General features: G+C 55.8%; 26 protein-coding genes and 1 pseudogene. 12 read left to right on the forward strand and 15 right to left on the reverse strand.

The window, feature by feature from the left end; genetic code table 11:
- Positions 1-2 precede the first annotated feature (2 nt).
- Entirely contained in the window at positions 3-377 is a 375-nt protein-coding gene (locus GHO41_RS04775; protein ID WP_178126471.1) for a DUF1294 domain-containing protein, read from the forward strand.
- 16 nt (positions 378-393) lie between these two features.
- On the opposite strand, the gene GHO41_RS04780 is transcribed toward GHO41_RS04775, so the two are convergent.
- Together GHO41_RS04780 and GHO41_RS04785 are read right to left on the reverse strand one after the other, a co-directional pair.
- Positions 394-738: an MmcQ/YjbR family DNA-binding protein gene (locus GHO41_RS04780; protein ID WP_153433098.1), complete on the reverse strand. Its 345-nt coding sequence runs from the start codon at positions 736-738 to the stop codon at positions 394-396.
- A gap of 26 nt (positions 739-764) precedes the next feature.
- On the reverse strand, positions 765-1,673 hold the full coding sequence (locus GHO41_RS04785) for a LysR substrate-binding domain-containing protein (protein WP_153433067.1): 909 nt from the start codon (positions 1,671-1,673) through the stop codon (positions 765-767).
- Positions 1,674-1,798: 125 nt separating this feature from the next.
- On the opposite strand from GHO41_RS04785, the gene GHO41_RS04790 reads away from it, so the two are divergent.
- Both GHO41_RS04790 and GHO41_RS04795 read left to right on the forward strand, forming a co-directional pair.
- Positions 1,799-2,410 carry an FMN-dependent NADH-azoreductase gene (locus GHO41_RS04790; protein WP_153433068.1) on the forward strand — a complete coding sequence of 204 codons (612 nt, stop codon included), beginning with the start codon at positions 1,799-1,801 and terminating at the stop codon, positions 2,408-2,410.
- A gap of 169 nt (positions 2,411-2,579) precedes the next feature.
- The gene (locus GHO41_RS04795) at positions 2,580-3,611 is read left to right on the forward strand and encodes a dienelactone hydrolase (protein WP_153433069.1); all 1,032 of its coding nucleotides are present in this window, start codon (positions 2,580-2,582) and stop codon (positions 3,609-3,611) included.
- On the opposite strand, the gene GHO41_RS04800 is transcribed toward GHO41_RS04795, so the two are convergent.
- The 7 genes from GHO41_RS04800 to hutH all read right to left on the reverse strand — a co-directional run bounded on the left by GHO41_RS04800 (position 3,608) and on the right by hutH (position 10,343).
- Positions 3,608-4,792 carry an MFS transporter gene (locus GHO41_RS04800; protein WP_153433070.1) on the reverse strand — a complete coding sequence of 395 codons (1,185 nt, stop codon included), beginning with the start codon at positions 4,790-4,792 and terminating at the stop codon, positions 3,608-3,610. The two genes, GHO41_RS04795 and GHO41_RS04800, sit on opposite strands and share 4 nt — an antisense overlap.
- Positions 4,793-5,032: 240 nt before the next feature.
- Positions 5,033-5,824 carry an ABC transporter ATP-binding protein gene (locus GHO41_RS04805; protein WP_153433071.1) on the reverse strand — a complete coding sequence of 264 codons (792 nt, stop codon included), beginning with the start codon at positions 5,822-5,824 and terminating at the stop codon, positions 5,033-5,035.
- Between the two features lie 18 nt (positions 5,825-5,842).
- Positions 5,843-6,580 (reverse strand): ABC transporter permease, encoded by a 738-nt coding sequence (locus GHO41_RS04810; RefSeq protein ID WP_153433072.1) that lies wholly within the window; start codon positions 6,578-6,580, stop codon positions 5,843-5,845.
- A 21-nt stretch (positions 6,581-6,601) separates the two neighbouring features.
- Positions 6,602-7,318 carry an ABC transporter permease gene (locus tag GHO41_RS04815; RefSeq protein WP_153329899.1) on the reverse strand — a complete coding sequence of 239 codons (717 nt, stop codon included), beginning with the start codon at positions 7,316-7,318 and terminating at the stop codon, positions 6,602-6,604.
- A 65-nt stretch (positions 7,319-7,383) separates the two neighbouring features.
- Complete coding sequence (locus GHO41_RS04820) at positions 7,384-8,241, reverse strand: transporter substrate-binding domain-containing protein (protein ID WP_256678674.1); 858 nt, start codon at positions 8,239-8,241, stop codon at positions 7,384-7,386.
- A 19-nt stretch (positions 8,242-8,260) separates the two neighbouring features.
- A complete protein-coding gene (locus GHO41_RS04825; protein WP_178126470.1) occupies positions 8,261-8,446 on the reverse strand; it encodes a hypothetical protein in 186 nt (61 codons plus the stop codon).
- A gap of 355 nt (positions 8,447-8,801) precedes the next feature.
- The gene (gene hutH / locus GHO41_RS04830) at positions 8,802-10,343 is read right to left on the reverse strand and encodes a histidine ammonia-lyase (protein WP_153329895.1); all 1,542 of its coding nucleotides are present in this window, start codon (positions 10,341-10,343) and stop codon (positions 8,802-8,804) included.
- A gap of 168 nt (positions 10,344-10,511) precedes the next feature.
- On the opposite strand from hutH, the gene GHO41_RS04835 reads away from it, so the two are divergent.
- Entirely contained in the window at positions 10,512-11,489 is a 978-nt protein-coding gene (locus GHO41_RS04835) for a LysR substrate-binding domain-containing protein (protein ID WP_153433074.1), read from the forward strand.
- Positions 11,490-11,726: 237 nt separating this feature from the next.
- On the opposite strand, the gene GHO41_RS04840 is transcribed toward GHO41_RS04835, so the two are convergent.
- Complete coding sequence (locus tag GHO41_RS04840) at positions 11,727-13,313, reverse strand: ABC-F family ATPase (protein WP_082148731.1); 1,587 nt, start codon at positions 13,311-13,313, stop codon at positions 11,727-11,729.
- Between the two features lie 20 nt (positions 13,314-13,333).
- Positions 13,334-13,543, reverse strand: a pseudogene (locus GHO41_RS30255) (site-specific integrase); the annotation flags it as partial.
- 175 nt (positions 13,544-13,718) lie between these two features.
- Here GHO41_RS30255 and GHO41_RS04845 point away from each other — a divergent pair.
- Positions 13,719-14,255, forward strand: coding sequence for a hypothetical protein (locus tag GHO41_RS04845; RefSeq protein ID WP_371928841.1), 537 nt, complete (start codon positions 13,719-13,721; stop codon positions 14,253-14,255).
- Between the two features lie 52 nt (positions 14,256-14,307).
- Here GHO41_RS04845 and GHO41_RS04850 read toward each other — a convergent pair whose 3' ends face one another.
- Positions 14,308-15,054: an outer membrane beta-barrel protein gene (locus GHO41_RS04850; protein WP_153433075.1), complete on the reverse strand. Its 747-nt coding sequence runs from the start codon at positions 15,052-15,054 to the stop codon at positions 14,308-14,310.
- A gap of 747 nt (positions 15,055-15,801) precedes the next feature.
- Positions 15,802-16,743, reverse strand: a complete 942-nt coding sequence (locus GHO41_RS04855; RefSeq protein ID WP_153433076.1) for a LysR family transcriptional regulator — start codon at positions 16,741-16,743, stop codon at positions 15,802-15,804.
- 129 nt (positions 16,744-16,872) lie between these two features.
- Between GHO41_RS04855 and GHO41_RS04860 the strand changes: the two genes are divergently transcribed.
- Complete coding sequence (locus tag GHO41_RS04860) at positions 16,873-17,148, forward strand: DUF2798 domain-containing protein (RefSeq protein WP_153433077.1); 276 nt, start codon at positions 16,873-16,875, stop codon at positions 17,146-17,148.
- Between the two features lie 12 nt (positions 17,149-17,160).
- Here the strand turns inward: GHO41_RS04860 and GHO41_RS04865 are convergent, their stop codons facing one another.
- Positions 17,161-17,661: an HPP family protein gene (locus tag GHO41_RS04865; RefSeq protein ID WP_153433078.1), complete on the reverse strand. Its 501-nt coding sequence runs from the start codon at positions 17,659-17,661 to the stop codon at positions 17,161-17,163.
- A 106-nt stretch (positions 17,662-17,767) separates the two neighbouring features.
- Here GHO41_RS04865 and GHO41_RS04870 point away from each other — a divergent pair, with 106 nt between their 5' ends.
- Both GHO41_RS04870 and GHO41_RS04875 read left to right on the forward strand, forming a co-directional pair.
- Positions 17,768-18,325: a TetR/AcrR family transcriptional regulator gene (locus tag GHO41_RS04870; RefSeq protein ID WP_153433079.1), complete on the forward strand. Its 558-nt coding sequence runs from the start codon at positions 17,768-17,770 to the stop codon at positions 18,323-18,325.
- Between the two features lie 49 nt (positions 18,326-18,374).
- Positions 18,375-18,728, forward strand: coding sequence for a hypothetical protein (locus GHO41_RS04875; protein WP_153433080.1), 354 nt, complete (start codon positions 18,375-18,377; stop codon positions 18,726-18,728).
- A gap of 108 nt (positions 18,729-18,836) precedes the next feature.
- On the opposite strand, the gene GHO41_RS04880 is transcribed toward GHO41_RS04875, so the two are convergent.
- Positions 18,837-23,168 (reverse strand): membrane-targeted effector domain-containing toxin, encoded by a 4,332-nt coding sequence (locus GHO41_RS04880; protein WP_153433081.1) that lies wholly within the window; start codon positions 23,166-23,168, stop codon positions 18,837-18,839.
- Between the two features lie 334 nt (positions 23,169-23,502).
- On the opposite strand from GHO41_RS04880, the gene GHO41_RS04885 reads away from it, so the two are divergent.
- From GHO41_RS04885 to GHO41_RS04900, 4 genes are all read left to right on the forward strand, one after another.
- Positions 23,503-24,540: a zinc-dependent alcohol dehydrogenase family protein gene (locus GHO41_RS04885; RefSeq protein ID WP_153433082.1), complete on the forward strand. Its 1,038-nt coding sequence runs from the start codon at positions 23,503-23,505 to the stop codon at positions 24,538-24,540.
- A 291-nt stretch (positions 24,541-24,831) separates the two neighbouring features.
- Entirely contained in the window at positions 24,832-25,146 is a 315-nt protein-coding gene (gene hdeA / locus GHO41_RS04890; protein WP_048370138.1) for an acid-activated periplasmic chaperone HdeA, read from the forward strand.
- Positions 25,147-25,394: 248 nt separating this feature from the next.
- A complete protein-coding gene (locus tag GHO41_RS04895; protein WP_228385841.1) occupies positions 25,395-25,856 on the forward strand; it encodes a hypothetical protein in 462 nt (153 codons plus the stop codon).
- Between the two features lie 131 nt (positions 25,857-25,987).
- Positions 25,988-26,362 (forward strand): hypothetical protein, encoded by a 375-nt coding sequence (locus tag GHO41_RS04900; RefSeq protein WP_153433083.1) that lies wholly within the window; start codon positions 25,988-25,990, stop codon positions 26,360-26,362.
- Positions 26,363-26,372 lie beyond the last annotated feature (10 nt).

Consider the following 26,372-nt stretch of genomic DNA (forward strand, 5'->3'; position numbering starts at 1 on the left):
CGATGCGTGGCGTGAAGCTCAAGCTGCTGGCGTTACTGCTGCTGTGCGCGATGCCGCTGGGAGGCTCGCTGAGCCTGTTGCTCACCGGCATTACGCGGGTGCCTCTGCTTGTTTATGCCGTGGCCAGTGTCGTGGCGTTCATCCTTTATGGCTATGACAAGCAGCAAGCCCGGCATGGCCGCTGGCGCACCCCGGAAAAGCTCCTGCACGGGGTTGAGTTGCTGGGCGGCTGGCCGGGTGCGTTGGTAGCCCAGCAAGTGTTCCGCCACAAGACCCGCAAGGTGTCATTTCAGGCCTGGTTCTGGTTGATCGTGGTCGTGCATCAAGCGGTCTGGGTTGACGTGCTGTTCTTGAAAATCACCTTTCTGAACCTGTAAGCGGCTGCCATGAGCGTCAGATCAATAAGCCGATCTGACGCTTTTTCGGCAGTTTGCCGACCACCAACTGGTGGGAACGGCGCAGCAAGTCTTGCAGTTCTTCAGCGCCCATCGGGTAGGGCGCCTGCATGTTGATCCAGTGGGCTCGCGCCAGATAGGGCGAAGGGCGTATCCCAGGGCGATCGATATAGCCCAGAAACAGTTCTTTCTCGACCTTGAACGACAACCCGTTGCTGTTGAGGTTGAACAGGGCAAACATTTTGCTCTGATCGATATAGAACACTTCAACCCCGCCCCATTTCACATCCTCCTTGACCCCCGGCAGGCCGCGGCAGAACTCGGCTACCTGTTCCTTGGACATGATTTTTTGCGTGTTGGACGTGCGCGTCATAGGGTTTTTTCTCCGCAGCGTTCGAAGGTATCGGCCAAATGTTCGATCCAGGCCCGCACCGCTGGCATAACGCCACGCCGGTGTGGGTACACGGCTTGCAGCCAGCCGCCGGGCAGTGACCATTGAGGCAGCAACTGCACCAGTTCACCGGTTTCAAGCTCGTGCTCGCAATACATCAAGGGCAGCACGGTGAAGCCCAGCCCTTGCAGGGCGCAGGCTTTGCGCACGTTAAAGTCATCAATGCCCAAGCGTGCTTCCAGCACCAGGTCTGAGGCTTTGCCGTGCTCATCGAGCATGCGCAAATGGACCATGCGATCGGCCTCAAGCGCCCCCAGCACCGGGGCATTTTTGAGATCGTCCGGGGTCTTGATTGCCCACTGCTCAGCGAACGCCGGGCTGGCCACCATGACGGTCACCGCCTTGCGCAAACGCCGCGTCACCAGCAGCGGGTCCTCATCGCCCAGTTCGCGGACGCGCATGGCCACGTCAATGCCTTCGGTGATCAAGTCTACGCGGCGATTGAGCAGGCTGACCTCCAGTTGCACATGGGGGTAGGCGCGCAGAAAAGAGCTGACGACATCGGGCATAAACTGGTGAGCCAGGCCCACCGGGCACGACACCCGCAGGCGCCCTCGGGGTTCGCTGGACATGCTTGCCACGGCCTCGTCGGCCATTTCGGCTTGCAACAGCATGGCCTGGCAATGGCTCAAGTAGCGCTCGCCAACAGCGGTGAGCTTTAGCTGGCGCGTGGTGCGCTGCAACAGACGTGCGCCCAGGCGCTCTTCAAGTTCGGCCACACGCCGCGATAAACGTGACTTGGGGATTCCCAGCACACGGCCCGCCGCCGCAAAGCCACCGGCTTCGACGACTTTGGCGAAGTAGTAGAGATCATTAAGGTCCTGCATTGCTTTTCTCACTGTCCTACAGGTGGGACGAACTATCGCATGCTCGCTGACTTATCGTCGATTGCTTTCATCGGTAGCATCATCCTCACTTGATCGCCTGAGGCGGTCTTAATTTGGAGATCCGCATGAAACTTTTGCATATCGATTCGAGCATCTTGGGCGACAACTCGGCTTCGCGTCAGCTGAGCGGTGAAGTAGTCAAGGCTTGGCAAGCGGCTGAGCCGAGTGTTGAAGTGAGCTACCGCGACCTCGCCAGCGAAGGCATTCAGCACTTTTCGGCGGCTACCCTGGTGGCGGCTGGCACCCCGGCTGAGCTGCGTGATGCGGCGCAAAAATACGAAGCGCAATTGAGCGCAGACACCCTGGCGCAGTTCCTGGCCGCGGATGCAGTGGTGATCGGCGCGCCGATGTACAACTTCACCATTCCAACCCAGCTCAAGGCCTGGATCGACCGCATTGCGGTGGCCGGCCAAACCTTCCGTTACACCGAAAACGGCCCGGTTGGCCTGTGCGGTGGCAAGAAAGTGATCGTGGTCTCGACCTCTGGCGGCCTGCACGCGGGCCAGGCGACAGGCGTGGCGCACGAAGATTATTTGAAAGTGCTGCTGGGCTTCCTCGGCATCACCGATGTTGAGTTTGTTCGTGCACATGGCCTGGGTTATGGCGATGAAGTGCGCAGCAAAGCCCTGAGCGATGCTCATCAGCACATTAGTCAGGGTCTGTTCAGCGCCGCGTAAGCTGCCCTGTAGTGCCCGCATAACAAAACTCTGTATTCTGGATACCGTCATTGGCCAGAGTACGGAGTTTTTTGCATCTGGCTTTAATGGCTTGGGTTATGCAAAGGAGAGGGTAACCGTCTTTTTTCATCGCCCGCTGCAAGCTGAGCGCTATTAAAGGTAAGCCGCCATGATGCGTCTATGCGCTGTCGTGTTTCTTATAATGGCTAGTTGCCCTGTGCTGGTGCACGCCGAGCCACTCAACCAATGGAGCGTGGGCTTTCATCGCCTCAGCTTTCTGGACCCGGTGGACGGCCAGCCGATGAACGCCATCGCTTTTTACCCGTCTACTGATGACGAAGTGCACAGCCGCATTGGCGTCTACGACATCGATGCCAGCGAAGATGCCAAGATCGCCATCGGCCATTACCCGTTGCTGGTGCTGTCCCATGGCAATGTCGGCACGCCGCTGGCGCTGCACGACCTGATCACCGCGCTGGCGCGCAAAGGCTTTGTTGTCGTGGCGGTGCTGCATCCGGGTGACAATTTTAAAGACCACAGCCGCACCGGCACCCTGAGCAACCTTTACGGGCGGCCGATGCAAATATCGGCGGCAATCAGCGCGGTGCTGGATGAAAACAGCCTGTCTGCTTACGTCGACGCTGATCAGGTCGGGGTGATCGGCTATTCGGCAGGCGGTGAAACGGCGCTGATTCTGGCCGGGGCCGAGCCGGACTTGAACCGTCTGCGGCGTTATTGCCAAGAGCGACCCGATGACCACGATGCGTGCACGACCCAAGGTGAACTGATCGCTGATCGGGATGATTTGCTGCCCATCGCGGACCCGCGTGTGCGTGCGTTGCTGTTAATGGCGCCGCTGAGCCTGATGTTTGGCCGCGACACCTTGGCCCAGGTGCATGTGCCGGTTTTGTTGTACAGCGGCGAGGGTGATCAAACCGTGTTCCCGGACAAAAACGCCGAAGCCCTGGCGCGTAAATTACCGGTCCCCCCGGAGTTCAACTTAATCCCTGGCGCCGGGCATTTTGTGTTTCTGGCGCCTTGCTCGGATGAACAGCGCGCAACCATGGCCTGGGCCTGCACCGATGCCGACGGGGTTGATCGTGAGGACATCCACCGCGATTTGATTTACGAATCAGGGCGCTTTTTCAGTAAGGCGCTGAATAACAACGCCCACACACTGTTACGGACCGCAGACCACTAGCGGGCCCGGCGCGAAAGCCCGAGGGTAAGCAGCAGGCCCGCCATGCACATCAGTGCTGCGCTGAAAAAGATCCAGGGATACCCAAGGTTCAAGGCGATGGCGCCCATCAGCGGCCCGGCCATGGCCAGCGCCAGATCAAAAAACACTGCATAAGCGCCCAAGCCTGCACCCCGGCTCGAACTGGGGACTTGCTTGACCGCCTCAACGCCCAGCGCCGGGTACACCAGTGACAGGCCAAACCCTGCCAACCCGGCACCGATCAAGGCATAGCCGGTAGACGGCGCGAGCCACAGCAGCACCAGCCCCAGGGTTTCCATGGCCATACAGGTCATTGCGACGCTGTAGCCACCCAGGCGGTTAATGCTGTTGGTGAAAATCAGCCGTGCCAGGATAAAACACACGCCAAACACCGACAGGCAATAGGCGGCGCCCGTCCAGCCCTGGTCGATATAAAACAGTGTGATAAAGGTCGTCAAAGTGCCATAACCAATAGACGCCAGCATCAGGCTGAGGCCATAGGGCGCGATCAGCCCCAGCACTGACCAAAAGGACAGTCGCACCCCGGCGATCACCGGGATCGAGGTTTTGTTACGGATGGTCAGCAGTGCCAGTAAGGCCAACCCCAGCAGCGCAATGCCCAGGCTGGAAAACCCCAATGTGTCGATCATCAGCACCCCCAGCGGAGCACCCAGAGCAATCGCCCCGTAAGAGGCAATACCGTTCCAGCCAATGGTGCGGGCGGTGTGTTCCGAGCCGACTTGCGCGATGCCCCAACTGATCGTGCCGACACCGATAAGCCCTTGGGCGATGCCCAAAAAAATGCGCCCGACGATCAAAATGCCAAGGCTCAGCAGCGGGGAGCTTTGCAGCATAACGGCGACGTACGTGAGTATGCCGCTGATGGCGATACCTATCAGGCCGTACACCACCGCAGGCTTGGTTCCGCGCTTGTCGACGATGCGCCCGGCCGAAGGACGCGTCAGCAGGGTGGCGAGGTATTGCGAGGCGATGGTCAGGCCGGCAACCACAGCGCTGAAACCCAATTGGTCATGCACATAGCCCGGCAAGACCGCGATGGGCAAGCCAATGCAGATAAAGGCGATAAAGGTGTAAAAAACAATCGACAGGATTTGCAGCGTAACCGACAGAGAACTCGGATGAGGAGGGTGTTGCGCAGACATGAGCAGCGGTTCCGGCTGGCGTTTGGGCGCCGCTATCATGGCGTGCCTGCCGGGTAAATGAAAGCAGGCTAACGATAGTTTGGGTGGGGCACCCTTTTTACCTCTTGAGCCATAACGCCGATCGGTTCACAACCTGCCTTTTTCCAGTTAAATACAACCCCGAATCGGCAGCAGCTTATGAGTTGCTCCAGTAAGGGGTTGCGCAAGGTTTCGCAGCGTCGCATCAGGCCCGGGACCAGTTTACTCGGCGCTTCTATCGTTATGGCTAGAGACGAATTGGCGAAAACGTTCGGTGGGCAAGCCTTCGAACAGTTCAGTCGGCGTGCCCTGAGCGTCGATCAAGCCGCCGTGCATAAACACCACACGATTCGACACGTGCCGGGCAAAGCCCATTTCGTGGGTGACCACCAGCATGGTGCGGCCTTCTTCGGCCAGCGAGCGCATCACCCGCAGCACCTCGCCAACCAGTTCAGGGTCGAGTGCCGAGGTGGGCTCGTCAAACAGCATTACTTGTGGGTTCATCGCCAGTGCGCGGGCAATTGCGACCCGTTGTTGCTGCCCGCCGGACAGGTGCGCCGGGTAGTAGTCCTTACGCTCGTACAGGCCGACCTTGTGCAACAGGGCTTCGGCCTCTTCGATGCATTCGGCGCGTGGGCGTTTGAGCACGCGCATCGGGCCTTCAATCACGTTCTGCAGCACCGTCATGTGCGACCACAGGTTGAAGCTCTGGAACACCATGCCCAGGCTACTGCGCATACGCTGGACCTGACGGTTGTTGCTCGGCGTTTGACGGCCGTCGACATGCTGTTTCATCTCGATCACTTCACCGTTGACGCGGATGATGCCTTGATCAGGGGTTTCCAGCAGGTTGATGCAGCGCAGGAAGGTACTTTTACCGGACCCGCTGGCGCCGAGGATCGAGATCACGTCACCTTTGTGCGCGTCCAGATCAATGCCCTTGAGGACATGGGCGCTGCCGAAAGACTTCTGGATGTTAGTGACCGACAAGGCTGAAGCGGACTGAATGCTCATGGCAGGCTCCGTATCAAATCAGGAATGGGTAGGCAGTGTGGGGCTGGATTTTTTCACGGCGTCTGCCGGGCGCTCGCGCAAGTGGGGCGAGAGGCGATACTCGAGCCAGGCGACCGCACGCACCACCAGGTAGTTGAGCACCAGGTAGATCAGGGCCGCGCAAATGAACACCTCCATCGTGCGGTAGGTGCGCTGGATGATCTGCTGGGCGACACCCGTGACATCCCAGACCGTCACCAGGCTGGCGAGGGCCGTGGACTTGACCAGCAAAATAGCTTCTGTTGAGTAGGCCGGCAGGGCCTGGCGCAGGGTCACCGGGGCAATGATCCGGTACAGCAGTTCCCAGGGCGACATGCCAATGGCCTTGCCGGCCTCGATCTGACCTTGGGGCACGCTGAGCAGGCCACCGCGGATGATTTCTGCGGTGTAACCGGCGGTGCACAAGGCCAGCGACACCACTGCGCAGCCATAAGGTGAGCGCAGCACGACCCAGGCAAAGCTGTCGCGGATGGCCGGGAACTGGCCCAGCCCGTAGTAAATCAAGAACATTTGAATCAGCAGCGGCGTGCCGCGAAACAGCATGATGTAGAACCGCGCCGGGTAGCTGAAAAACCACCAGCGGCTGACCCGCAGGCTGACGATGCCGACCGACAGGGCAAGGCCGAGCACCAACGAGCAGAAAAAGATCGACAAGGTGGTGGGCAGGGCGGCCAGCAGCTTGAGCATGGTGTCTGCGAGGAACGGAAAATCAATCATAGGTGTCGCTCCCGACGCGAACTAGACTGGGCTGCGCTGCCGCGTACGGCGCACGCGGGCTTCAGCCATGTGGAACAGCCGACCGGATAGGCCGGTGAGAATGAGGTACAGCGCGCCCCCGATGATGTAGAAGGTGAAATATTGGCGGGTGGAACCGGCTGCGACCTGGCTGGCGCGCATCAATTCCACCAGACCGATCACAGAAATCAGCGCGGAATCTTTCAGGCTCATTTGCCAGACATTGCCCAGACCCGGCAGCGCGTAGCGCAAAATCTGCGGCACCAGAATCCGTTTGAAGCGCATGGCACGGCTCATACCGATGGCCATCCCGGCTTCCAGCTCGCCCCGCGACACTGCAATAAAGGCGCCCCGGTAGACTTCCGCCTGATAAGAACCAGAGATCAGCCCCACCGCCAACGCCCCGACCAGAAAAGGCGGCACGTCGATATAACCTTCGCCGCCGAACCAATGGCCAACAGCCGTCACCACACTGGCCCCGCCAAAGTAGAACAGGTAGATCACCAGCAACTCGGGAATCCCCCTGAACAGTATCGAGTACAGATTTCCCAGCCCGCGCAAACTGCGGCGGCGGGAGAGTTTGGCCGCCGCCACCAGGCTGCCAAATACTGCCCCCACCAGCAGTGCTGCGAGGGTCAATATCACGGTCATGCCGGTGGCCTTGAGCAGCGCCATTCCCCAACCTGAGTCACCAAAACTGAGTAGCTGCAAGAGGTTCATAGAGGATCCCACGTCTAAAAAGGGTTAAGCAGCCCGGCACGTTTCACGCTGCCGGGCCATTCAGATCATTGCTTGGGGGTCAGGTCCTGCTTGAACCACTTCTCGCTCAGGGTTTTGATCGTGCCATCAGCCATGGCTTCCTTGAGGGCGGCGTCGAACTTGGCTTTGAGTTCCACGTCGTTCTGGCGAAAGCCCAGTGCTTCGCCTGCACCCCAGATCGGGCCTTTGATCACCGGGCCGGTGTACACCAGTGACTTGTTCTCCGGTTTGTCCATCAGCGAGTTGAAGAAGGTCACGTCATCGAACGCAACGTCGATTCGCCCGGATTGCAGGTCGAGGATGGCCTCGGACGAGCTGCCGTATTCACGGATCGTCGCTACATCCTTGAAGTTTTGATCAATGAACGAGGTGTAAATGGTGCCGGAGGCGATGCCGATGGTTTTGCCTTTGAGCGCCTTGCGCAGGTCTTCAACGCCAGCACGGATTTCCTTGGGGTCGGTGCCCAGGGTGATGGCTGCGTCAGTACCGGTTTTGCCTGGCAGCAAGTCGGCTTGCAGGGCGACAAAACTGGCCGGGGTCTGGGCGTAAGGCGTAGAGAAGGCCATGACCTTCTGGCGTTCTTCGTTGATGACAATGGCGTCCATCAGTACGTCGAATTTGCCTGCGTTGAGGCTGGCGATCATGCCGTCCCAGTTCTGCACGACGATGTTGCACTTGAGCTGCATGCGCTGACAGATCACGTCCATCAGTTCTGGCTCGAAGCCGCTGATTTTTCCACCTGGAAGTGTCAGGTTCCAGGGTTCATAGGCGCCCTCTGTGGCGATATTGACCGATGTCCACTCTTTGGCCTGGAGTGCCGGAGCACAGGCCAACACCATTGCACTGAGCGCTACAGAACCCAACCAGCTTGATTTGTTCGACATCTTGGTACTTCCTGTCTAATCAATTGAGTGTTGCGAACTGATCCGGCTCAGGCCGAATCGCCAAGGTCGGTACACACCGTTTTTCTGAGTACTGCGAACGGATGCAAACCGGTACTAAGCCTGTGAAGGCGAATGCATTTTCCACGCCGACGTCCTGGGCCATCTGACGGATGTTGTTACCGGGGCTGAGCGTTGGAACGTCCATTTTTCTGTCACTCGACTCGATCAAACCAAACCCGCTGGGTAGAGGTACGTGCGAACATGTATTTGCTTGTACATACAAGCATATGCAATCAATCGGCCAACTTGATTTCTCATCGATGAATCCGTTTGAAATTCAGTGAAAGTTCTTTAGAAACAACAGGTTATTGGTATTTATTGGTTGCGGGGTTTTTATCCGGCAGTGGCAAGGCGGATGCTTGAGCCTGAAAGTGCACCACGGTGGTACGAACGGTGACAGTGTGGATTAAAGTGGTGCGCGGCGAGGGGTAACGGGTACGACTGTCTGTGTGGGGAGGGCCACGCTTTATCGGGCAGCCCTCACTTGGAACGCGGTCTGTTTACTTGAGGTTTTGCTGCACGGTGGCGAGTACTTCGCCACTGCGCACTTGCTCGGTCACGCTGGCAATGTCGGTATAGAAAGCGCGGTCATGTTCAGCCACCGGTACACGGCTGCGCACCAGGTCATACACCGCTTTGGTCACGCTGGAGGCTTTGCCCACGTCATGAAAATCGAGGGCCTGGCAGCCCACCAGCAGCTCGATGGCCAGCACTGATTCCAGTTTTTCGGACACTTTGTAGGCCTTGATCACAGCGTTATAGGCCAGGCTGACCAGGTCTTCCTGGTTGGCGCAGGTCGAGAAGCTGTCGACAGAGGAGGGGAACGACAGCGACTTCATTTCCGCATACAGGCCTGCCGCAGTGTATTGCAGGATCATGTAGCCGCTGTTCAGGCCCGGATTGCGCACCAAAAAAGCGGGCATTTCACTGAAGTGCGAGTTAACCATGCGATCAATACGGCGCTCGGCAATCTTCGCCAGGTTGGCCAGTGCCACGCACAAGGAGTCGGCTGACATGCCGATGTAGGTGCCATCAAAGTTGGCTCCCGAAATGGCAATGCCGTCGCCGTCATCAAGCGGGTAGATCACCGGGTTGTCGCCTGAGGAATGAATTTCGTTTTCGATATTTTCCCGCGCGTGCTCGATAAAACGTTTCGACGCGCCGTGTACTTGGGGGATGGAGCGCAGGCTGTAGGCGTCCTGTAGCCGGTAGTCGATGTTTTCAGCGATCAGTTGGCTGTCATGCAGCATCGCCTTTATGTCCCGTGCAGTTTGCGCCTGCTCTTTATGTGCCTTGATCGAGTGATAGCGTGGGTCGAAAGCCCGAATCGTGCCTTTTAACGCTTCCATGGACAGTGCCGCAGCGACGTCTGCCAACGAAGCAGTCTGCATGGCGTTGTACAGGGCCAGAATGGCGATGGCGGTCACCGAGGTGGTGCCATTGAGCATGGCCAGGCCTTCTTTGCACTGCAGATCGGTCGGTTGCAGGCCAGCCTGTTTCAGCGCCGTGGCGCCATCAACCCATTCGCCGCCATTGACCCGCGCTTTGCCTTCGCCCAGCAGGACCAGAGCCAGGTGCCCCTCGACCGCCAGGTAGCCCACAGATCCTTCGCCGGGTGCAAACGGTACGACGTCGTTATTGAGCAGGGCAGCAATCAGTTCCAGTAACTCAAGGCGCACCCCCGAATACCCTTTGCCAAGGCTGATCAGCACCATCAACTGGATCGCACGCACTTGCTCACGCTTAAGCGGCTCCCCCACGGCCACCGCGTGGGAGCGCACGATATTGACCTGAAGCTCCTTGGCATTGCTCGCAGAAATCACATGGCGAACGTTGTCGCCGAACCCGGTGGTCACGCCATAGACCAAGCGATTCTCATCAAGAAAACGCTCCACCAGACCACGGGATTTTTTCACGCGCTGCTGGTAGGCCTCAGAAAACGAGACCTTGGCTGCATAACGGGCGACCGCCACAAACTCTTCGATGGAAGGCTCTCTATCGCCAAGAACAACCTGAGTGATGTGTTGAGGATGAGCTTTCATTACGAACTCCCGAAAAACCAAATGAATAAGGGGCTGGACCGGCCAAGCCGTCGCTCGATTGAGCGTGGGAAAAGGCTAAAGCGATTTTTGAGTGAAGAAAATATGGCGATTTCTGTCAGTTTTATTAGTATTTCTAAACTTTAAATGCCTGTGAGGCTGCACATTGCCATGAGTCGCTTACCGCCTTTGCGCGCCCTGCAAATATTCGAAACCGTCGGCCATTGTGGCGGTATCTCCCAGGCGGCTAAACGCTTGAACCTCTCGGTGGGGGCCGTGAGCCAGCAGATGAAACTGCTGGATGAGGCGCTGGGCATGAGCCTGACGGTCAAGGACGGCCAGCGTTTGCGCCTGAATGCCATTGGCCAGCGTTTCCATGCCAGATGTTCGACAGCCTTTGAAGAGTTGAGAGCCGCTGTGGCTGAAGTCGAACGCTCGAAAAACCTCAACAACTTGTATGTCAGTGGTCTGCCTTCATTGATGAACAAGTGGCTGGGGCCGCTGATCTACGAATGGCAGCACGAGCATGATGATCTCGACATCTATCTGGATGGCACGCTTGCGGATACATCGGAGGAGGAAAACGCCGATTTTCGGATTGGCTATGGCGAGCCGATCCAATACGCCGAGCGCAGCGTTGTGCTGTTTCACGATTGTGTGGTGCCAGCGTGTTCGCCGGCGCTTCTAGGCCAACCGGGCACTGTAGGGCAGGCCGCTGACTTGCTTCAGTACCCACTGATACGCGTTGACTCACGGCCGAAATTTGATTCGCCGCCGTCGTGGGTTGAATGGTTTGGTCTGGAAGGCGGGGTGGTGGAGCAAACGATTGCCGTGCGTCGAAGCTTCTCTTCGGCCAGCATGGCCATTCAGGCTGCTATTGATCATCAGGGCATCGTACTGGCGCAGTACTCGATGATTGCCCGTGACATAGCTGAGGGGCGCTTGATCATCCCGTGGCCGCGCGCCATGGCGCTGCCATCGCCGTATTACCTGAGCTGGCACCCTAACACGCTACAGAAAGCACATTGCCGGGCGTTTCAGCGCTGGTTGATAGGTCGGGGAAAAGCGCAGGAAGACATGACCGAGCGCCTGATCACAGCTCTGCCTGCACAAGCAACTGTAGGAGCGAGCTTGCCTCGCGATCTTTGAAAAGGCCAAAAGATCGCGAGACGAGCTCGCTCCTATCAAAAACAAAATAAGTGATTGATTCTAAAGGCCCTGTAGGAGCGAGCTTGCTCGCGATCTTTTGATCTTGATCCAAGAGCCCCCTCACCCTAGCCCTCTCCCGAAGGAGAGGGAACCGATTGGGGGATGCTGAAGATATTCGGTGGCCTGTTTGCTGCGGGACAGCCCGGGTCGTAGCAAGGGCTTTACCGGTGTCTGGAATCAGAACACCACGCCTTGGCTGCGCAGGTAGTCGTCGTAGGTGCCGCTGAAGTCGATCACGCCGCTTGGGCTCAGCTCGATGATACGAGTGGCCAGCGACGATACGAATTCACGGTCATGGCTGACGAAAATCAGCGTGCCAGGGTAGTTTTCCAGCGCCAGGTTCAACGCTTCGATGGATTCCATGTCCAAGTGGTTGGTCGGTTCGTCCATCACCAGTACGTTCGGCTTTTGCAGGATCAGCTTGCCGAACAGCATGCGGCCTTGCTCACCACCGGAGATCACCTTGACCGACTTGAGGATCTCGTCGTTCGAGAACAGCATGCGGCCCAGGGTGCCGCGAATCATTTGCTCGCCTTGAGTCCATTGGCCCATCCAGTCGAACAGGGTCACATCGTCTTCAAAGTCGTGCGCGTGGTCTTGCGCGTAGTAGCCCAGCTCAGCGGACTCAGTCCACTTGATCGAACCGGCATCCGGAGTCAGCTCATTGACCATAGTGCGCAGCAGCGTCGTTTTACCGATACCGTTCGGGCCAATGATTGCCACGCGCTCACCGGCTTCAACGGTGAAGCTGAAGTCTTTGAACAGCGTCTTGCCATCAAAGCCTTTAGCCATGTTTTCAACAATGACGGCCTGGCGGTGCAGCTTTTTGGTCTGCTCGAAACGAATGAACGGGCTGACACGGCTGGAAGGCTTGACCTCGGCCAGGGTGATCTTGTCGATGGCCTTGGCGCGCGAGCTTGCCTGTTTAGATTTCGAGGCGTTGGCCGAGAAGCGGCTGACGAACGCTTGCAGCTCGTTGATCTGAGCTTTCTTCTTGGCGTTTTCAGACAGCAGTTGCTCACGTGATTGGGTCGCGACAGTCATGTACTCGTCATAGTTGCCCGGGAACAGGCGCAGCTCGCCGTAGTCCAGGTCAGCCATGTGGGTGCAGACGCTGTTCAGGAAGTGTCTATCGTGAGAGATGATGATCATCAGGCTGTTGCGCTGAGTCAGAACGTTTTCCAGCCAGCGGATCGTGTTGATATCCAGGTGGTTGGTGGGTTCGTCGAGCAGCAGCACTTCAGGATCAGAGAACAGCGCTTGAGCCAGCAACACACGCAGCTTCCAGCCCGGCGATACTTCGCTCATCGGGCCGTTGTGCTGTTCAATGCCGATACCCAGACCCAGCAGCAATTCACCGGCACGGGACTCAGCGGTGTAACCGTCCATTTCTGCGAACTCGGTTTCGAGTTCGGCAACGGCCATGCCGTCTTCTTCGGTCATTTCTGGCAGCGAGTAGATGCGATCGCGCTCAGCCTTGACCTTCCACAGTTCTTCGTGGCCCATGATCACGGTATCGATCACGGTGAATTCTTCGTAAGCGAACTGATCCTGGCGCAGCTTACCCAGACGCACGTTCGGTTCCAGCATGACCTGGCCGCCCGACGGGTCGAGATCGCTGCCGAGGATTTTCATGAAGGTGGATTTGCCGCAACCGTTGGCACCGATCAAACCGTAGCGGTTACCTGCGCCGAATTTTACTGAAACGTTCTCGAATAGCGGCTTTGCGCCGAACTGCATCGTGATGTTAGCTGTGGAGATCAATTGCTTTACCTATCAATAACTTAGAGAGCGCGTATTTGAGCTGGTAGCCGTTTGGTACCAACCTGGAGCTTTTCAAGCCCACTCCGATCTGAGCTTGAGTTGACCCAACGCGCATAAGTCGACAGCAACAATTGGACGCTAAGGCCAAGCTGCTGAGGAATAAAAGCGGGGTTCATGCCAGACATGGCGCGCATTGTCGCATAGGTGTGACGACAGTTGTATGGCAGGCGACCATTGAAACCGAATGAGCGCAGAGTGAACGCTGCGCGATAGCCCTGTTTCGACGGGCCATCGATGCGATACAGGTCTTCATGGCTGCGCGGGGGTGGACGGCAGTCGATACGTGAGAATGAACCCCTTTAACCAAACGCCTTCTAAGATGATTCAGTCCATCGGAGGCACGTTGTGGTCAAAATCATCACTGAAGATACTCGCCTTCAACAGGCGTGCACGGATGACGTCTTATTATTTGGCACCCCGAAAGATCGTCTGGACTTCTATCGCAGAGAAATTCAGTACGAGACCACCTTGCTCTCCAATAGAACGAACGCCTATTTGACGGCCCAGTCGTTCCTGGTCATTGCGTTTGCATCGTCAATGGCCAATCTCAACCCTGAATGGGGAGAGCTGTTCACATTGGTGGTGCCAAGTTTGATGGCCGTTCTGGGCATCTTTAACTCACTGCATGCCTGGCCGGGGTTTCGGGCTTCGTATGTGATTATTGATCACTGGCATTTCAAACAAAGCCATTTGTTGCGAAGTGACCCGGTGATGGGTAAAGCCTACGATGATTCGCCCTTGTTTAACGAAAAAGAGTCCAGTCAGAAGGGCTATCGAAAGTCGCTCATGTTCTCAATGAGAACACCTTGGCTATTTGTAATTTTCTGGCTGCTTCTCGCCAGTTTTTGCATCTATGTGCAACTCGCCAACGCCAGTCAGTGAGCTTGATCTACGCGGTGCAAGCCCCGACAACGCCGGGGCCTGACCGGGCGGATCAGAAGACCATACCGACCTTCACGCCGAACTCGTCACGCTTGAGTTTGGTGTTGTCAGCGACCGGCGAGTCTTCGTCGATCTTGTACTCGGTACGGGTGTAGTACACGCCTGCCTGGATCGGCAGGTCGCCTTGCTGGTTCATCAGCAATGACACTTCTGCGTACGGGTTGGTGCGGTCTTTCATGTCGACGGTGTCGCTGCCGAAGTGCTCAACTTTAACCTTGGCACGGCCATCGAGGGTCTGACGTGCACCCACTTCAACGCGCAGGGTCGAGGTGTCGAACTGGTGGTTGTAACCCAGAGCGGCCTTGGCGAACGGCGATTTGTAGGTCAGTTTGGTGTCGATATCGTTGATCTCTGGCTCGAAACGGGTCCAGGTGTAACCGCCACCCACGATCACGTCGACAAAGTTGCGCGCATCCAGCGCGGCACGCCAGCCAAGGTCGAGGTCAGCCTGGGCTTCCTTGAGCTTGTTGCCATCCTTCTTGCTGTATTTGGCTTCGCCACCCAACTGGTAGATGAAACCCGATTCAGCGGTCATTTTGTTGCCATAGTTGGCAAATACGCCGCCTTGGCCCATGTGTTCCTTGTCGGATCTGCTGCCGCCTTCGAATTTGAAGTCTGTGTAGGAACCCAGCAAGCCCACGTTGAACAGCGGGTCGGTGCTTGGGGCGGCCATCACTGCCAGCGGAGCGCTGAAAAGCGCCAGGGCGCAGGAGTGACGTAGCAGTTTTTTTGTAAACATTCGCAAGAGTCTCCATGACTTGAAAAATATCGAACGAGCGTTTCGATAAAGCGTCAGAGAGAAAGTTCAAACATAGTGGGGGGTGTTATAAATTGTCTGAATCAGGCCGGTGAACTTCGTTGTCAATCAATCGGAGTCATGCGCTCTGGGTATTAGAGCGTTAGCGATAAATGCGAATTTTCTGCCAGCTCACCTTGCTGTAAAAAGTCCCGGTGTCGCCCAGCAGGGCATACCGGGTTGCCCGATAGGCCGATGTAAACTTTGAGCAGTGCAAGCCCCGGATCTTTTTATAAGCCCATGACCAGCCGCGTTTGCTTTTATTCTCCATAGCCTTAGCCTCACACAAGGAGCATCTATAGTTGTTAGATGCTAGCGACGAAAGATGACACTTGCGGGTGCGCAGATAAGCCAAATTAGCTTATTTAAAAGTCGTAAGTTGCGTGTTTTGTTATTTGTCGTCGGGCTTATCGAGAGCTAATCAGGGTTAACGCTTTTTGTTTTACTGACACTCGAGTGGGGAGTCAATACGCCAACTCTGGCAACTTGGGCCGTTTAATTGGCGGGCAGAGGGATTTGCGTCTATAGAGGTCTACCCTCCGGCACGATCAGACCGCCAAGGTGTGACTGCTGATCGCGACAGTCTGCGGCTTTGCGGGCGATTCGCTTGGCCGGGCCTGGTGTCTATGGTTGCGGCAGGCAAGCGTTAAACGTTAAATTTTGTCGGTCATTAGCGCCCTGTGTCGGAGATCAAACATCGGTAAATATGTTCTCTTTTGGCCAGCGTATTTCCAGGTATTCGCTCAGGTAATTGATAAAAGCTTTAACTTTTGGTGTCATGGCAGCCCGGTCTTGAACGCAGGCATAAATGTCCAGGGGCTTGGTGTATGACTCAGTCGGTGAGTGGCTGTGTTGAAGCAGCGGGATAAGCTGGCCCGATTCGATATAAGGTGCGGCGATGTACTCTGCAAGTCGCGCAATACCGGCGCCATGGGCAGCCATTTGTGCAAGTGCGTCAATGTCGTCGCTGGTGGCCGTAACATTAAGCGCTGCATAACTGTGCTGGCCATTGTTGATAAAACCCCAGCGCAGAAAGCGGCCATCCAGAGGGTAGCGAAAACCCAGGCAGGCGTGATGCTGCAGGTCGTCGGGGGAAGCCGGCCAGCCCGCACGTTCGAGGTAAGCCGGTGAGGCGCAGACAATAAAAGGCACCGAGACGATTTTGCGGGCAATGATCCCGTCTTCCAGTTGCGGCTTGATTCTCAAGCTCAGGTCAATGCCGCTGTGGATGTGGCTGATTTTGTTGTCAGTGATGTTCAGTTCCAGGGTCAGACGCGGATAGCGCGTGGCAAACCCCGCGACCAACGGGGCGACGACATGGCGCCCGAAAGCAGAAGTCGACGCGATGCTCAACCGCCCTTGCAGTTCGCTGTCGCTATGGCTGATGGCTCGGTGCGCCAGCTCCACATCCGTAACAATGCGCTGCACTTTGTTGTAGTAAAGGGCTCCGTCCTCGGTCAGCGCCATGCTTCGGGTGGTGCGTTGCAGCAAACGCGTGCCCAAGTGTGCTTCCAGGCGGTTGATGGTCTGGCTGACGGCGGCGGCACTGAGGCCGAGATTTTTCGCCGCGCCAGCAATCGATCCGGCTTCAACTACTTTGATAAAACTGTTAATCGCAGCAAACAGATCCATGTTTTGATCCTGAGCGGGGCGTATTCGTAAGATCTGCTTTATAAACAAACTAGAAATGGCCGTCTAGTTACGTGTTTTTGATCTTGTTAAGGTGCGCCATCCATCACTTTCAGGATTAAAGGGCCACACATGAACGCTAAAAGCACTTCAAACACGTTATTTTCAAGCCGCCTAAAGCTCTCGGTGCGTGCAACGCCCTATGTATTCGCGTTGTACATGTCCACGATCATGGCCTTTCTAATGTCACTGGTGATTACTGCCGCGAATACGGGTATCGATGCGGATTACCTGAACAACACGTTGCAGGCTTATAAGTTGGCCATGCCTGCCGCCTTCCTGTGCATCCTTGTGGTGCGTCCCATCGTGATCAAACTGGTGGCCATGACGGTTCATCCGCATCGCTAAGCGGGGCGGCTTTTACAGCCAGTATTTGGGATAGCTGCCTTTGCTGCGTGCGTTGTTAAGGCATAAGGCAGTGATCACCACCACCAGCGAGCCTGCCAAGACGGGCGTCAGCAAAAAAGTCCACGGGGCACCGGCGGTGATGACGACCAACGGGTTGGCGCCTGCGGGGGCATGCACTGTGCGTGTCTGCTGCATGGCGACCAGCGCCAGCCCGACTGCCAAAGCGCAAGCCCACCATTCATTGCCCAGGGTGTGAAGCACCACGAGCCCGACCAGTGTCGACACCATGTGCCCGCCAATGATGCTGCGCGGCTGGGCCAGGGGGGAGTCGGGCACGCCAAAGGCCAGCACACAACTCGCGCCAAACGAGGCCATCAGCCAGGGCGTTCCGCTGATCAGGCTAAGCCAGCCGGTGGCGCCGATGGCGATAACCACGCCGATAAACGACATCAGGCTGAAACGCAGGTCGGGGGCGGGTGGAGCGCTTGATTTAGGCAGGCGAATAATAGGCATGGGGTTAACTCGGTAAGTGGATAGTGATGAAAAGGATACCGATCGGTTTACCTGAAAGTCAACCGATCGGTATACACTGGCCGCATTCACTCCAAAGGAATTCGTGATGAGTACTGCAGATGTGATCACCCGGGCGGCCCTTGATCTGTTCTATCGCCAGGGCTTTCATGCCTCGGGGGTCGAGCAACTCAGCCAGATGGCTGGTGTGACCAAGAAAACCCTGTACCGGCATTTTCCGAGCAAGGAACACGTGGTCGAGGCTGCGCTGCAACTGCGGCACGCCGAGTTCATGGATCAAATGGCCACGGCGGTAGAGGGCGCTGACCAAGCGAACAGGCCCCAGGCCTATATCGACTTCATTATCTGTTGGGTGCAGTCGGCTGATTTCCATGGCTGCGCGTTCATCAATGCTTCGGCGGAATACAGCGCTCAGAGCGCTCCTCCTCATGTCCTGGCCAGTCAACACAAGCAGCAGGTCCTGAATTACCTGCAAGGTATTTGCACGCAGGCAGGTCTGACGCAGCCGGCGGCGGTTGCGATGCAACTCTTTGTGATTGGCGAAGGTCTTATTGTCACTTCCCAGGTCAGTGGACTCGCGCCGGCGATGCTCCCGGCAATACGCGAAATGGTGGCTGTGCTCTGCGCCTCGTCACCCCGTGAATAACCACGATAAAGGATCTCAATACGGCATGACGCCGTCTCAAGGAATGATTATGTTGACCAAGACAAAGCAACACAGCGCCCTTATTAGCCTCGCTTTGGCCGGGGCGGTATTGGCAGGTTGCGCCAGCAGCCCTCAGTTCTCGGGGCAATCGGTCACTGATCCGCTGCTGCGCAAGGATGTATATGCAACAGTCGAGCGTCTGTTTTCAGCGGTAACCCAGTGCCGTTCAATCAGCGCCGTTGATAGCCGTATTACCAACATAGATCAGTCACCGAGCGGCGCAGTCCAGAAAGCCGAGGAGACCTGGCGGGTTTCCGGTTGCGGGACGACCGAGGCTTATAAGGTGGTGATGCGGGCAGATGACAAAGGCGAGACTGACTTCTCGGTTTCGCAGCAACGTTAAGTAGCCCCGTCGAGCTCAGGCAAGTCTGCAAGAAGAGAGCGTGAAAAACGTTCTGCTTTTATCGCTTGCGCCCTCTTCAAGGGCTCCCAAGTGAAAGGGCAATAATCGCTAGTGTTGACTGTTAGGCACCATTCTCATGCCATACGCTTTCAGGTCATTGATCAGGTTATCCAGTTGGTTGTAGCGCTTTTGGTGAATGTGCTCCCAATTGGGACGTTCGATGTAGAGCTTGCCTTCTGCATCGGTTTGCAAGGGCGTACGCAGTATTTCCCGGCTGCTTGAACGATGAATCAATTCGGGCCAGTGCTGGTGATCTTTATCGAACAGGAACTGGCCGGTTTCGGGAAGTGTTTGCTCAAGTTGAGATTCGGTTAAGGGAGGCGTTTTAGGGCGTTTGCCGGGTATTTCTACTTCAAGCAAAAAGTCGTTTTTCAGAAAAGCGACGTTCGAGCCAATGAAGTCGGGTTTTCCAACATCCCCGCGGTCTACTGTTATGCCACGTTGTGATCCTGGCTTAACGTCTGCCACACGCAGTGAAATTGCGCCCTCCAGCTCTGCAAGTCCGGGCACGCCTTGATGGGCGTTGGCGTGGCTGTTACCGACCAGGGCGATCCACTTATGGCTACCTGTTTGTGCCTGGTGGTTGCGGATGATTTGGCTGGCACCGTAGCTAAATAATGTCGTGCGCGCGTTATCAGCCGAACCTTCGATACCTTTGGTGTAGTAGCTTGCAACACAGTCGATGGCGATTATCCTCAGACCATGCTTTTGAGCGTTGTAGACCAGGTTGCTGAATGAGTAAGGGCTGCTCGCGTCAATGCTATAGCCGTTGTCCAGATCGCGAAGGAAGGTGTTAAGCCTGGGTGAAACCTGGCCTGTTTTCGAGAAAGCATCCAAATGCAGTTGGTGGAGATCCGCCTGTAAATGCTCCAGATACAACGTTTTTACGTCGTTTTTTTTAAACAGATCAAAATTATCAATAATCACCTGTTTACTTGAAACGGCCGAGTGTGTTTCTCCGATAATGAGCCCGGTGTATTTCTTATTAAGGGTTGTGAGTATTTCGGGCACACCGGTATCCGGCGCGAAGCCGGGTGAGGGTATACGTTGTTTTGCAGGCAAGTCTTTGAAGAATGCTTTCGCATCCTTGTACATTTTTAATTGCAACTGATGCGCATGAGATCGTGCACTCTCCAGAGAGTCGACACTGTAGCAGTAGTTAGTAAAGTCAATATCGTTATGGGTTGTCAGCCTGTCCAATGTGTCAGTGAATTCGGGGCTTGCAGCGTATTCGCTGTACCGAACCACGGGTGTATCCGGCAAAACCTCAGGCGTGTGCAGTTTTAAAGGTTGCCACAGCTTGGTTTTATCTGCTTGACGGGTTTTTACTTCCCAAACATCGCTGCTTGTATGGCGTCGTACTTTGTACGTGGAGCGGTGATCACCTGAGTTCAAATGCAAATACCAATGCCTTCCCAACCACCCTTTTTTAACTTCAAAGACACGGCCGTCCTGGAGAATAAAATGGTGAGTTGTGTGCGGATAAACACCTTTGCTGTCGGGTGTGCCTACGGATCTAGTGACGGTGTAGATACCTTCGCGATTAGGGCGGGTCCCATAAACATCAAGCGCTATGACCTCATACTTGTTTAATAATTGATGGACTGCCAGCGGTTGCTTGGCTGAGCCGGTTGTGGGAGCAGAGTCCCAGCGGCCATAAGCAATCTCAAGTGCGCGAGTGCGGTACAGCGCATCAGGCTGGCGTTTATCCAGCGCGTACCAGCTTTCGTTAAGGTTGTCGTATTGGCCATGATGCAGCTTGCCTGCGCTGTCCTTTAAGTAGTGACTGACTTGTTTGTTCGAGGGGTCGATGTGCTCATAGACACCTGAGCCAAAGTGCCCGCCTGTGCGTAATGTCATGGCATCGGGGGACAGGGTACTGGCCGCTTCAGGGTTAAGACCTGAGCTGCGGGGTGTGGCCCGGTTGCGCAGGGATCGGCCAAAAACCATCGAGCCGGCAAAGTCTGAAGCGCCATCGGTGAGGTGAGCCAGCGAGTCTAAAAAATGCAGCATTGCTTCAAGCTTTTCATCACGTTCTAGCGCATCCATCCCGTCTGCCACACTGTAGATAAACCTCATTAACACCAGCGGTAGCATGATTTTGGTCGGCAGGACAAAGCTGATGATGTCAATCACAGTGAGTGCAACGTCTTTGGCGGTTTGCACATTGGTTTCATAGGTAGAGGTTGACTGCTCATCGGCATTGCGGATTGCAAATTGCGCTTCTATGGCGTAAGCCGTTTTTTGAAAATGTTTACTGATGGACTGAAGTTCAATCTTCGCCGCCAGCAAATTATCTATCAGCAACGGTTTGATATAGGGCTGCTTGGCGGGTGTCACGCGGTTTAATACATAACTGCGCAGTGCATCAGAAGACAGCACGCGGCCCAGTTGGATAAAGGAGTCGACTCTGCGAAACCAGACTTTATCCGGGGCGTTGGGCGTGTAGCACAGCAGGCGTGTGGAAGGGGTTGCCGTTATGACCCAGACGCCCGGCAGCGCGTAGCCTTTGAGCATGAGCTCATTTACCTTGATGCGATGTCCTGCCACCAGGGGGCGGTCTTTTTCAATGGGGTAGTTACGCAGTGCTTCAATCCACGACACTTCTTCTGGCGACAGCGTGTTTTCGGTGTTGTCGGTGAGTTGAGCTTCAAGGAGGTCCAGGTTCAATTGTGCGTCGTTGAGCGCGACATAACGTTCCTGACGCCATTGGGCCTGGGCCGACTTGAAGTTAAGCGCGGGCTCGTAAAGCAGTGCATCCTCGATGGTTTTTTTATAGGTGGCACCAATATCCAGCGTTCTTACCAGAGCTTTGAGGTAGGCACTGGTCAGAAAGGGGTGACGCTTACGTTTGTCATCTTCAATTTGAGCCGTCAGGGCAAAAGTGATGTCGAGCTTTCCGACATTGTCCAGGGCCAGGTCGCTCAGGGTGCGTCGTGTTGTTTTGTAGGTGAACGTTGGGCCGGTGCGTCTAACAGAGTTACCGGCTGCATAGCCCGAGGTGCTAAAAGGATAAAACCCCGGGCTTGTGTTAAAGGCCTCGGTGGTCGCGATGATCACGCTGTCGGGGTCAATGTCTGCGTTGTGATCCTTTTGTATCTGTTGCCTGAGACGGGCTCTGGCGTAAGCCAGCAGGCTGTTTTTGCTGCCACTGGCAAAAAAGCCCTGGGTGTCGCGAGTTTGAGCGGCGAGTTGCGCTTGATAGAGCTGTTGGACGGCCATGCGCCACGCCTGTTTACGCGCCTCGGGCGCCTGTTTGAGCCACTCGGGTAACTGATTTTCAAACAAACGGGTGTAGCGCGCTTTGAGAATGCCGGCCGGATCAAGGTAGAAACTGGCATCGAGGGCTTTTTCAAGGCGGTCGCTCAGCGTATCGAGGTCGTACTCAACCTGCTCGGCACGAATGGTTTTCCACACCTCACGGAGGTTGAGCGCTTGTTGCTGGATTAACCCATCGACGAAATGGCTAAACACGTCGCCCTTGATTTCATGGTAACTGAGCTCTGTCAGGTCCAATGCGGCTGCGCGGTCTTTGAGAGCGACATAACTTAGCAGCGCAGTACGTTGGTAAGGATCACCGAGCCTGGCCAGCAGTTCTTGACTCAAGGTGTGCAGAGACTCGAATTCCTCGAGACCGCTGCCGGGGACGTAGAGCACGACCTTGGGCGATGTATCCCCCGATTCGGCTGCACTGTTGTCGACGATGGCCAGCAAGCCTTGGAAATAGATATTCGGCAAGGGTGGCCTTTTAAAAGCGATCTCATACACCACTCGCGGCGAAGGCTCTTGGCTGTCCAGGCGCTGCCTGGCGCTCGGAAACGCTTGCAGTTGAGCGATTGCGGCATGGCCCTGCGCACTCAAGGTGTTATCAGCCAACCGAAGTTTGCTTTCTGTGACGAGCACGTTGCGCAAGAACGTGTAGAACCAGTCTTTGGGACTCTGGTCTTGCAGATAACTTAATGGCGACTGCCAAAAATGCTCAAGTGCGGTCTCTACGTGCTGTTGAAGATGGTGGCAAATATCATGAACAAATTCTTCGACGTGAACGATATCGATAACCGGGACCACGTCTTCATCGGCCACGCTATAGGGACGGTTATAAACCCGGGTTGAGCCCTGTACATACGTGGGGAATTGTCGGCTGGTAAAACTGAAGTCAATGAGCTTGGTGATCGAATGGCTGATGAGTGCAGGCGTTTGTCCAAGTGTGGCTGGAGCCTCAAGGTTGACATAGAGGTCATCGGTGCAACTGCCTTCAGGCAGACGCGAATGCTTGCTCATCAAGCGGTAATTCAACACCTCACGAAAATCCGGTTGTGCGTCAATCAGTACGCTTAGTTGCTGTGCAGCCTGTTTAAGTTTGGCTAAATGGTCCGTCATGTTGAATCTTCCTGTTGATCCGCAAATGGGCAGTGTTGCGCGCGGATGCATCAGGTAATCGCAAGTTCAAAGCGTAGTGGGCCTATATAAATATTTTTGTTGTAAACACATACAGGCAACATGCCCCGGTAGCTTTGTGCCATCGAGTCCATACCATTTTGTGCTGGTCTTTGAATAACGCTCTGCTCCTCGTCCGGAACAGGGCGTTTTTTACTGGGGACGAAGGCATATCTGCCAAAGACTGCTTAACTGCATCGAGTAATTTTCGGTCTGCTGATCACGGAGTACCGATTGGCAGGGCTGCTGATTCTTGAACTGCTAAAGGAAGGCTGTCATGAAAGCGCTCACCTACCAGGGCCCCGGCAAAAAACAATGGTCTGAAATCCCCACGCCAGTCGTCGATAAACCCACCGACGCCATCATCCGGATTTTGCACACCACCATTTGTGGCACCGACTTGCATATCCTCAAGGGCGATGTGCCTGAAGTGACGGCAGGCCGGGTGTTGGGGCATGAAGGCGTCGGGGTGGTTGAGGAAGTCGGCTCGGCGGTTCGCAACTTCAAAAAGGGTGATCACGTGCTGATCTCCTGTATTACTTCATGCGGCAGCTGTGCCAATTGCCGTCGCCAGATGTATTCGCATTGTGCCGATGGCGGCTGGATTCTGGGCCATTTGATCGACGGCACCCAGGCGCAATACGTGCGCATTCCCCATGCCGACAACAGTTTGTATCCGGTCCCGGCAGGGGCCGATGAAGAAGCCTTGGTGATGCTCAGCGACATTTTGCCCACCGGGTTCGAGATCGGCGTTCTGGCAGGCAAGGTCAAGCCAGGCGATAGCGTCGTGATTGTCGGCGCCGGGCCGGTAGGCATGGCTGCGCTGCTGACGGCGCAGTTTTACTCACCGGCGACACTGATTGTGGTGGATGGCGATAGCAATCGCCTGGACGTTGCCAAGCGTTTTGGTGCAACCCATGTGATCGACATCAAGACCGAAAACGCCGTTGAGCGCATTCTTCAATTGACGGAGGGGGTAGGGGTGGATGTCGCCATTGAGGCGGTGGGTATTCCCGCTTCGTTCGACACGTGCCAGTCGGTGATCGCACCGGGTGGCACCATTGCCAACGTCGGGGTACATGGCAAAAGTGTTGAGTTGCACCTGGAAAAACTGTGGATCCAGAACGTTAATATCTCAACCGGTCTGGTGAATACCAACACCACCCCGATGCTGTTGAAAACACTGCAGTCGGGCAAGATCGATGCCGGGCAACTGATCACCCACCGCTTTGCGTTGAACGACATTCTCAAAGCCTATGAAGTGTTCGGTAATGCTGCCCAGGAAAAAGCCATGAAGGTCATCTTGACTCAGTAATCAAGGCGGTGCGCCGTCAATATAACCGGCTTTATATTGGCGGCGTTGACTTGAGTCAGTTGCTTCTAGCCCTCGGGTGATAACCTGTAACTTTATATAACTGACGTTCAGTCGATGTTTGATATCTGTCTGTTATTTATAATTTTTTTATCACTTGTCTGCCGTGCGAAGTTGTCTTTTTAGCGATCACAAAAAGCCGGAGGTGTGGTTTGACAGAACCCATATCCACAACTATGGTCTTTGGCGGCAGAACCAACGTAACTGTCTCATTGATAATAGGGAAATATTCATATGAAGAAGCACATTCTGATGATTGGCGCAGCAAGCCTGCTGGCGATGTCGACACTGGCCCAGGCAGACGCCAAGAAGCCATTGGCGCAGTGGACTTGCGAAGATTTTCTGGCCGTCAATGAAAGCTTCCAGCCTGTCGCTGTCGGCCTGGGTGAAGCCGTTAACAAAAGTGGCAAGGTAGAAGACGCTGTGCTCGATGTTGATGGTGTGGCAAAAGTGACTCCTGAAGTCATCACTGCTTGCCAGCAAGACAAAAAAGCCACCTTCGTGCACAAAATCAAAGATGCCTGGAGCAAGGTCAAAAAAGACGTTTAACGTCTTTTCAGCCTGTACTTTCCCCAAGTACAGGCTGCACCCGCCTGTTAGCTTGAGCCCTTCACCTGCAAAAACTCCCACATCCCACCTGAATTTCCTGAGCGACACGCCCTCTATATAAAGACCTGCTGCCTGGTGCGCAGGGGGGACGTAGTAGACTGCCTGCGTGTTATCTCTTTTTGTTGGGGAATCTTATGTTAATCAGGTCTTTAGCCGAGCTTGACCGCATTCGTGACGAGTGCAAGTCCATGGTTACCAAGCGCTCCGCTGTGTCTGCGGGGGCTGCCGCCATTCCCGTTCCGGGGCTGGACCTTGGCACCGACGTGGCGCTGCTGGTGGAGATGCTCCCGGCGATCAACAGTAAATTCGGGCTCACCCCACAGCAAATCGAACAGATGGACTCGCGCTCCAAGCGCCTGGTGATCGTGGCGGTCAGCAGCATTGGCAGCGAAGCCATCGGCAAATTCATCAGCCGTACCCTGGTCATGTCGATGCTCAAGAAGATGGGCACCAAGGTGGCGACCAAGTCTGTGGTGCGCTTCGTCCCGTTTGTGGGGCAGGCGGTGGCGGCGGGCATCAGTTTTGGGGTCATGAAGATGGTCGGTAACGGACATATCGACGATTGCTATGAAGTCTGTCGTCAAGCGTTGCTGGAGGAAGCCCGGCAATCGACGGTTATTGTTATCGGCCCTGAAACGGACGACCAATGACGCGGACTTAGCGCGCTGGCAACAAGATGTGACATTTGAGCGGGCGCGCATGAAGCGTTCACTGGATTAATCGCGAACCGGATCGGCAAACTGCACTCCAACGCTCAGGCTTCCCTGAATTGGAGCAAACCATGATCAGTACGCGACACAGTGCTTTTGGGCTCTTGCTGCTGGCCGCAATCGCCGCCCACGCGTCAGCCCAGGTTCAACCCGACATAGCCAACGGTGGTCATGCCCAACGACCGGCCACCGTGTTGCTGGCGCAGAACACGCTTACCCCCGGCGTGGCACCTTCCAACAACAACGCCATCCGGCGCATCAATCCAAACAGTCGACAAGGCACAGGCCCCGCTCCCGGTCTGATTCGCCCCGGTCAACCTGTGCCTCAAGGGCAACGGCCGTCGATTGAAAATGGCCAGATCGGCAATGGTTACCCGCGAAACCCACCCTTACCTCAAACCTTGCAGCCAACGGCACCCTCGGTACAGCCCAGGGATGCGCGTTAATCGAAAAAGG

The organism is Pseudomonas sp. FSL R10-0399, assembly GCF_009600165.1.
Taxonomy (GTDB): domain Bacteria; phylum Pseudomonadota; class Gammaproteobacteria; order Pseudomonadales; family Pseudomonadaceae; genus Aquipseudomonas; species Aquipseudomonas helleri.

Bases quoted from the DNA above. Each gene is read 5' to 3' on its own strand.
- GHO41_RS04865 (WP_153433078.1), bottom strand. From the start codon at position 17,661: ATGCCTATTATTCGCCTGCCTAAATCAAGCGCTCCACCCGCCCCCGAC.
- hdeA (WP_048370138.1), top strand. From the start codon at position 24,832: ATGAAGAAGCACATTCTGATGATTGGCGCAGCAAGCCTGCTGGCGATG.
- GHO41_RS04820 (WP_256678674.1), bottom strand. From the start codon at position 8,241: ATGTCGAACAAATCAAGCTGGTTGGGTTCTGTAGCGCTCAGTGCAATG.
- GHO41_RS04885 (WP_153433082.1), top strand. From the start codon at position 23,503: ATGAAAGCGCTCACCTACCAGGGCCCCGGCAAAAAACAATGGTCTGAA.
- GHO41_RS04855 (WP_153433076.1), bottom strand. From the start codon at position 16,743: ATGGATCTGTTTGCTGCGATTAACAGTTTTATCAAAGTAGTTGAAGCC.
- GHO41_RS04835 (WP_153433074.1), top strand. From the start codon at position 10,512: ATGAGTCGCTTACCGCCTTTGCGCGCCCTGCAAATATTCGAAACCGTC.
- GHO41_RS04850 (WP_153433075.1), bottom strand. From the start codon at position 15,054: ATGTTTACAAAAAAACTGCTACGTCACTCCTGCGCCCTGGCGCTTTTC.
- GHO41_RS04805 (WP_153433071.1), bottom strand. From the start codon at position 5,824: ATGAGCATTCAGTCCGCTTCAGCCTTGTCGGTCACTAACATCCAGAAG.
- GHO41_RS04800 (WP_153433070.1), bottom strand. From the start codon at position 4,792: ATGTCTGCGCAACACCCTCCTCATCCGAGTTCTCTGTCGGTTACGCTG.
- GHO41_RS04875 (WP_153433080.1), top strand. From the start codon at position 18,375: ATGTTGACCAAGACAAAGCAACACAGCGCCCTTATTAGCCTCGCTTTG.
- GHO41_RS04900 (WP_153433083.1), top strand. From the start codon at position 25,988: ATGATCAGTACGCGACACAGTGCTTTTGGGCTCTTGCTGCTGGCCGCA.
- GHO41_RS04860 (WP_153433077.1), top strand. From the start codon at position 16,873: ATGAACGCTAAAAGCACTTCAAACACGTTATTTTCAAGCCGCCTAAAG.
- GHO41_RS04895 (WP_228385841.1), top strand. From the start codon at position 25,395: ATGGTTACCAAGCGCTCCGCTGTGTCTGCGGGGGCTGCCGCCATTCCC.
- GHO41_RS04780 (WP_153433098.1), bottom strand. From the start codon at position 738: ATGTCCAAGGAACAGGTAGCCGAGTTCTGCCGCGGCCTGCCGGGGGTC.
- GHO41_RS04870 (WP_153433079.1), top strand. From the start codon at position 17,768: ATGAGTACTGCAGATGTGATCACCCGGGCGGCCCTTGATCTGTTCTAT.
- hutH (WP_153329895.1), bottom strand. From the start codon at position 10,343: ATGAAAGCTCATCCTCAACACATCACTCAGGTTGTTCTTGGCGATAGA.
- GHO41_RS04810 (WP_153433072.1), bottom strand. From the start codon at position 6,580: ATGATTGATTTTCCGTTCCTCGCAGACACCATGCTCAAGCTGCTGGCC.
- GHO41_RS04775 (WP_178126471.1), top strand. From the start codon at position 3: ATGCGTGGCGTGAAGCTCAAGCTGCTGGCGTTACTGCTGCTGTGCGCG.
- GHO41_RS04815 (WP_153329899.1), bottom strand. From the start codon at position 7,318: ATGAACCTCTTGCAGCTACTCAGTTTTGGTGACTCAGGTTGGGGAATG.
- GHO41_RS04785 (WP_153433067.1), bottom strand. From the start codon at position 1,673: ATGCAGGACCTTAATGATCTCTACTACTTCGCCAAAGTCGTCGAAGCC.
- GHO41_RS04825 (WP_178126470.1), bottom strand. From the start codon at position 8,446: ATGGACGTTCCAACGCTCAGCCCCGGTAACAACATCCGTCAGATGGCC.
- GHO41_RS04795 (WP_153433069.1), top strand. From the start codon at position 2,580: ATGATGCGTCTATGCGCTGTCGTGTTTCTTATAATGGCTAGTTGCCCT.
- GHO41_RS04880 (WP_153433081.1), bottom strand. From the start codon at position 23,168: ATGACGGACCATTTAGCCAAACTTAAACAGGCTGCACAGCAACTAAGC.
- GHO41_RS04790 (WP_153433068.1), top strand. From the start codon at position 1,799: ATGAAACTTTTGCATATCGATTCGAGCATCTTGGGCGACAACTCGGCT.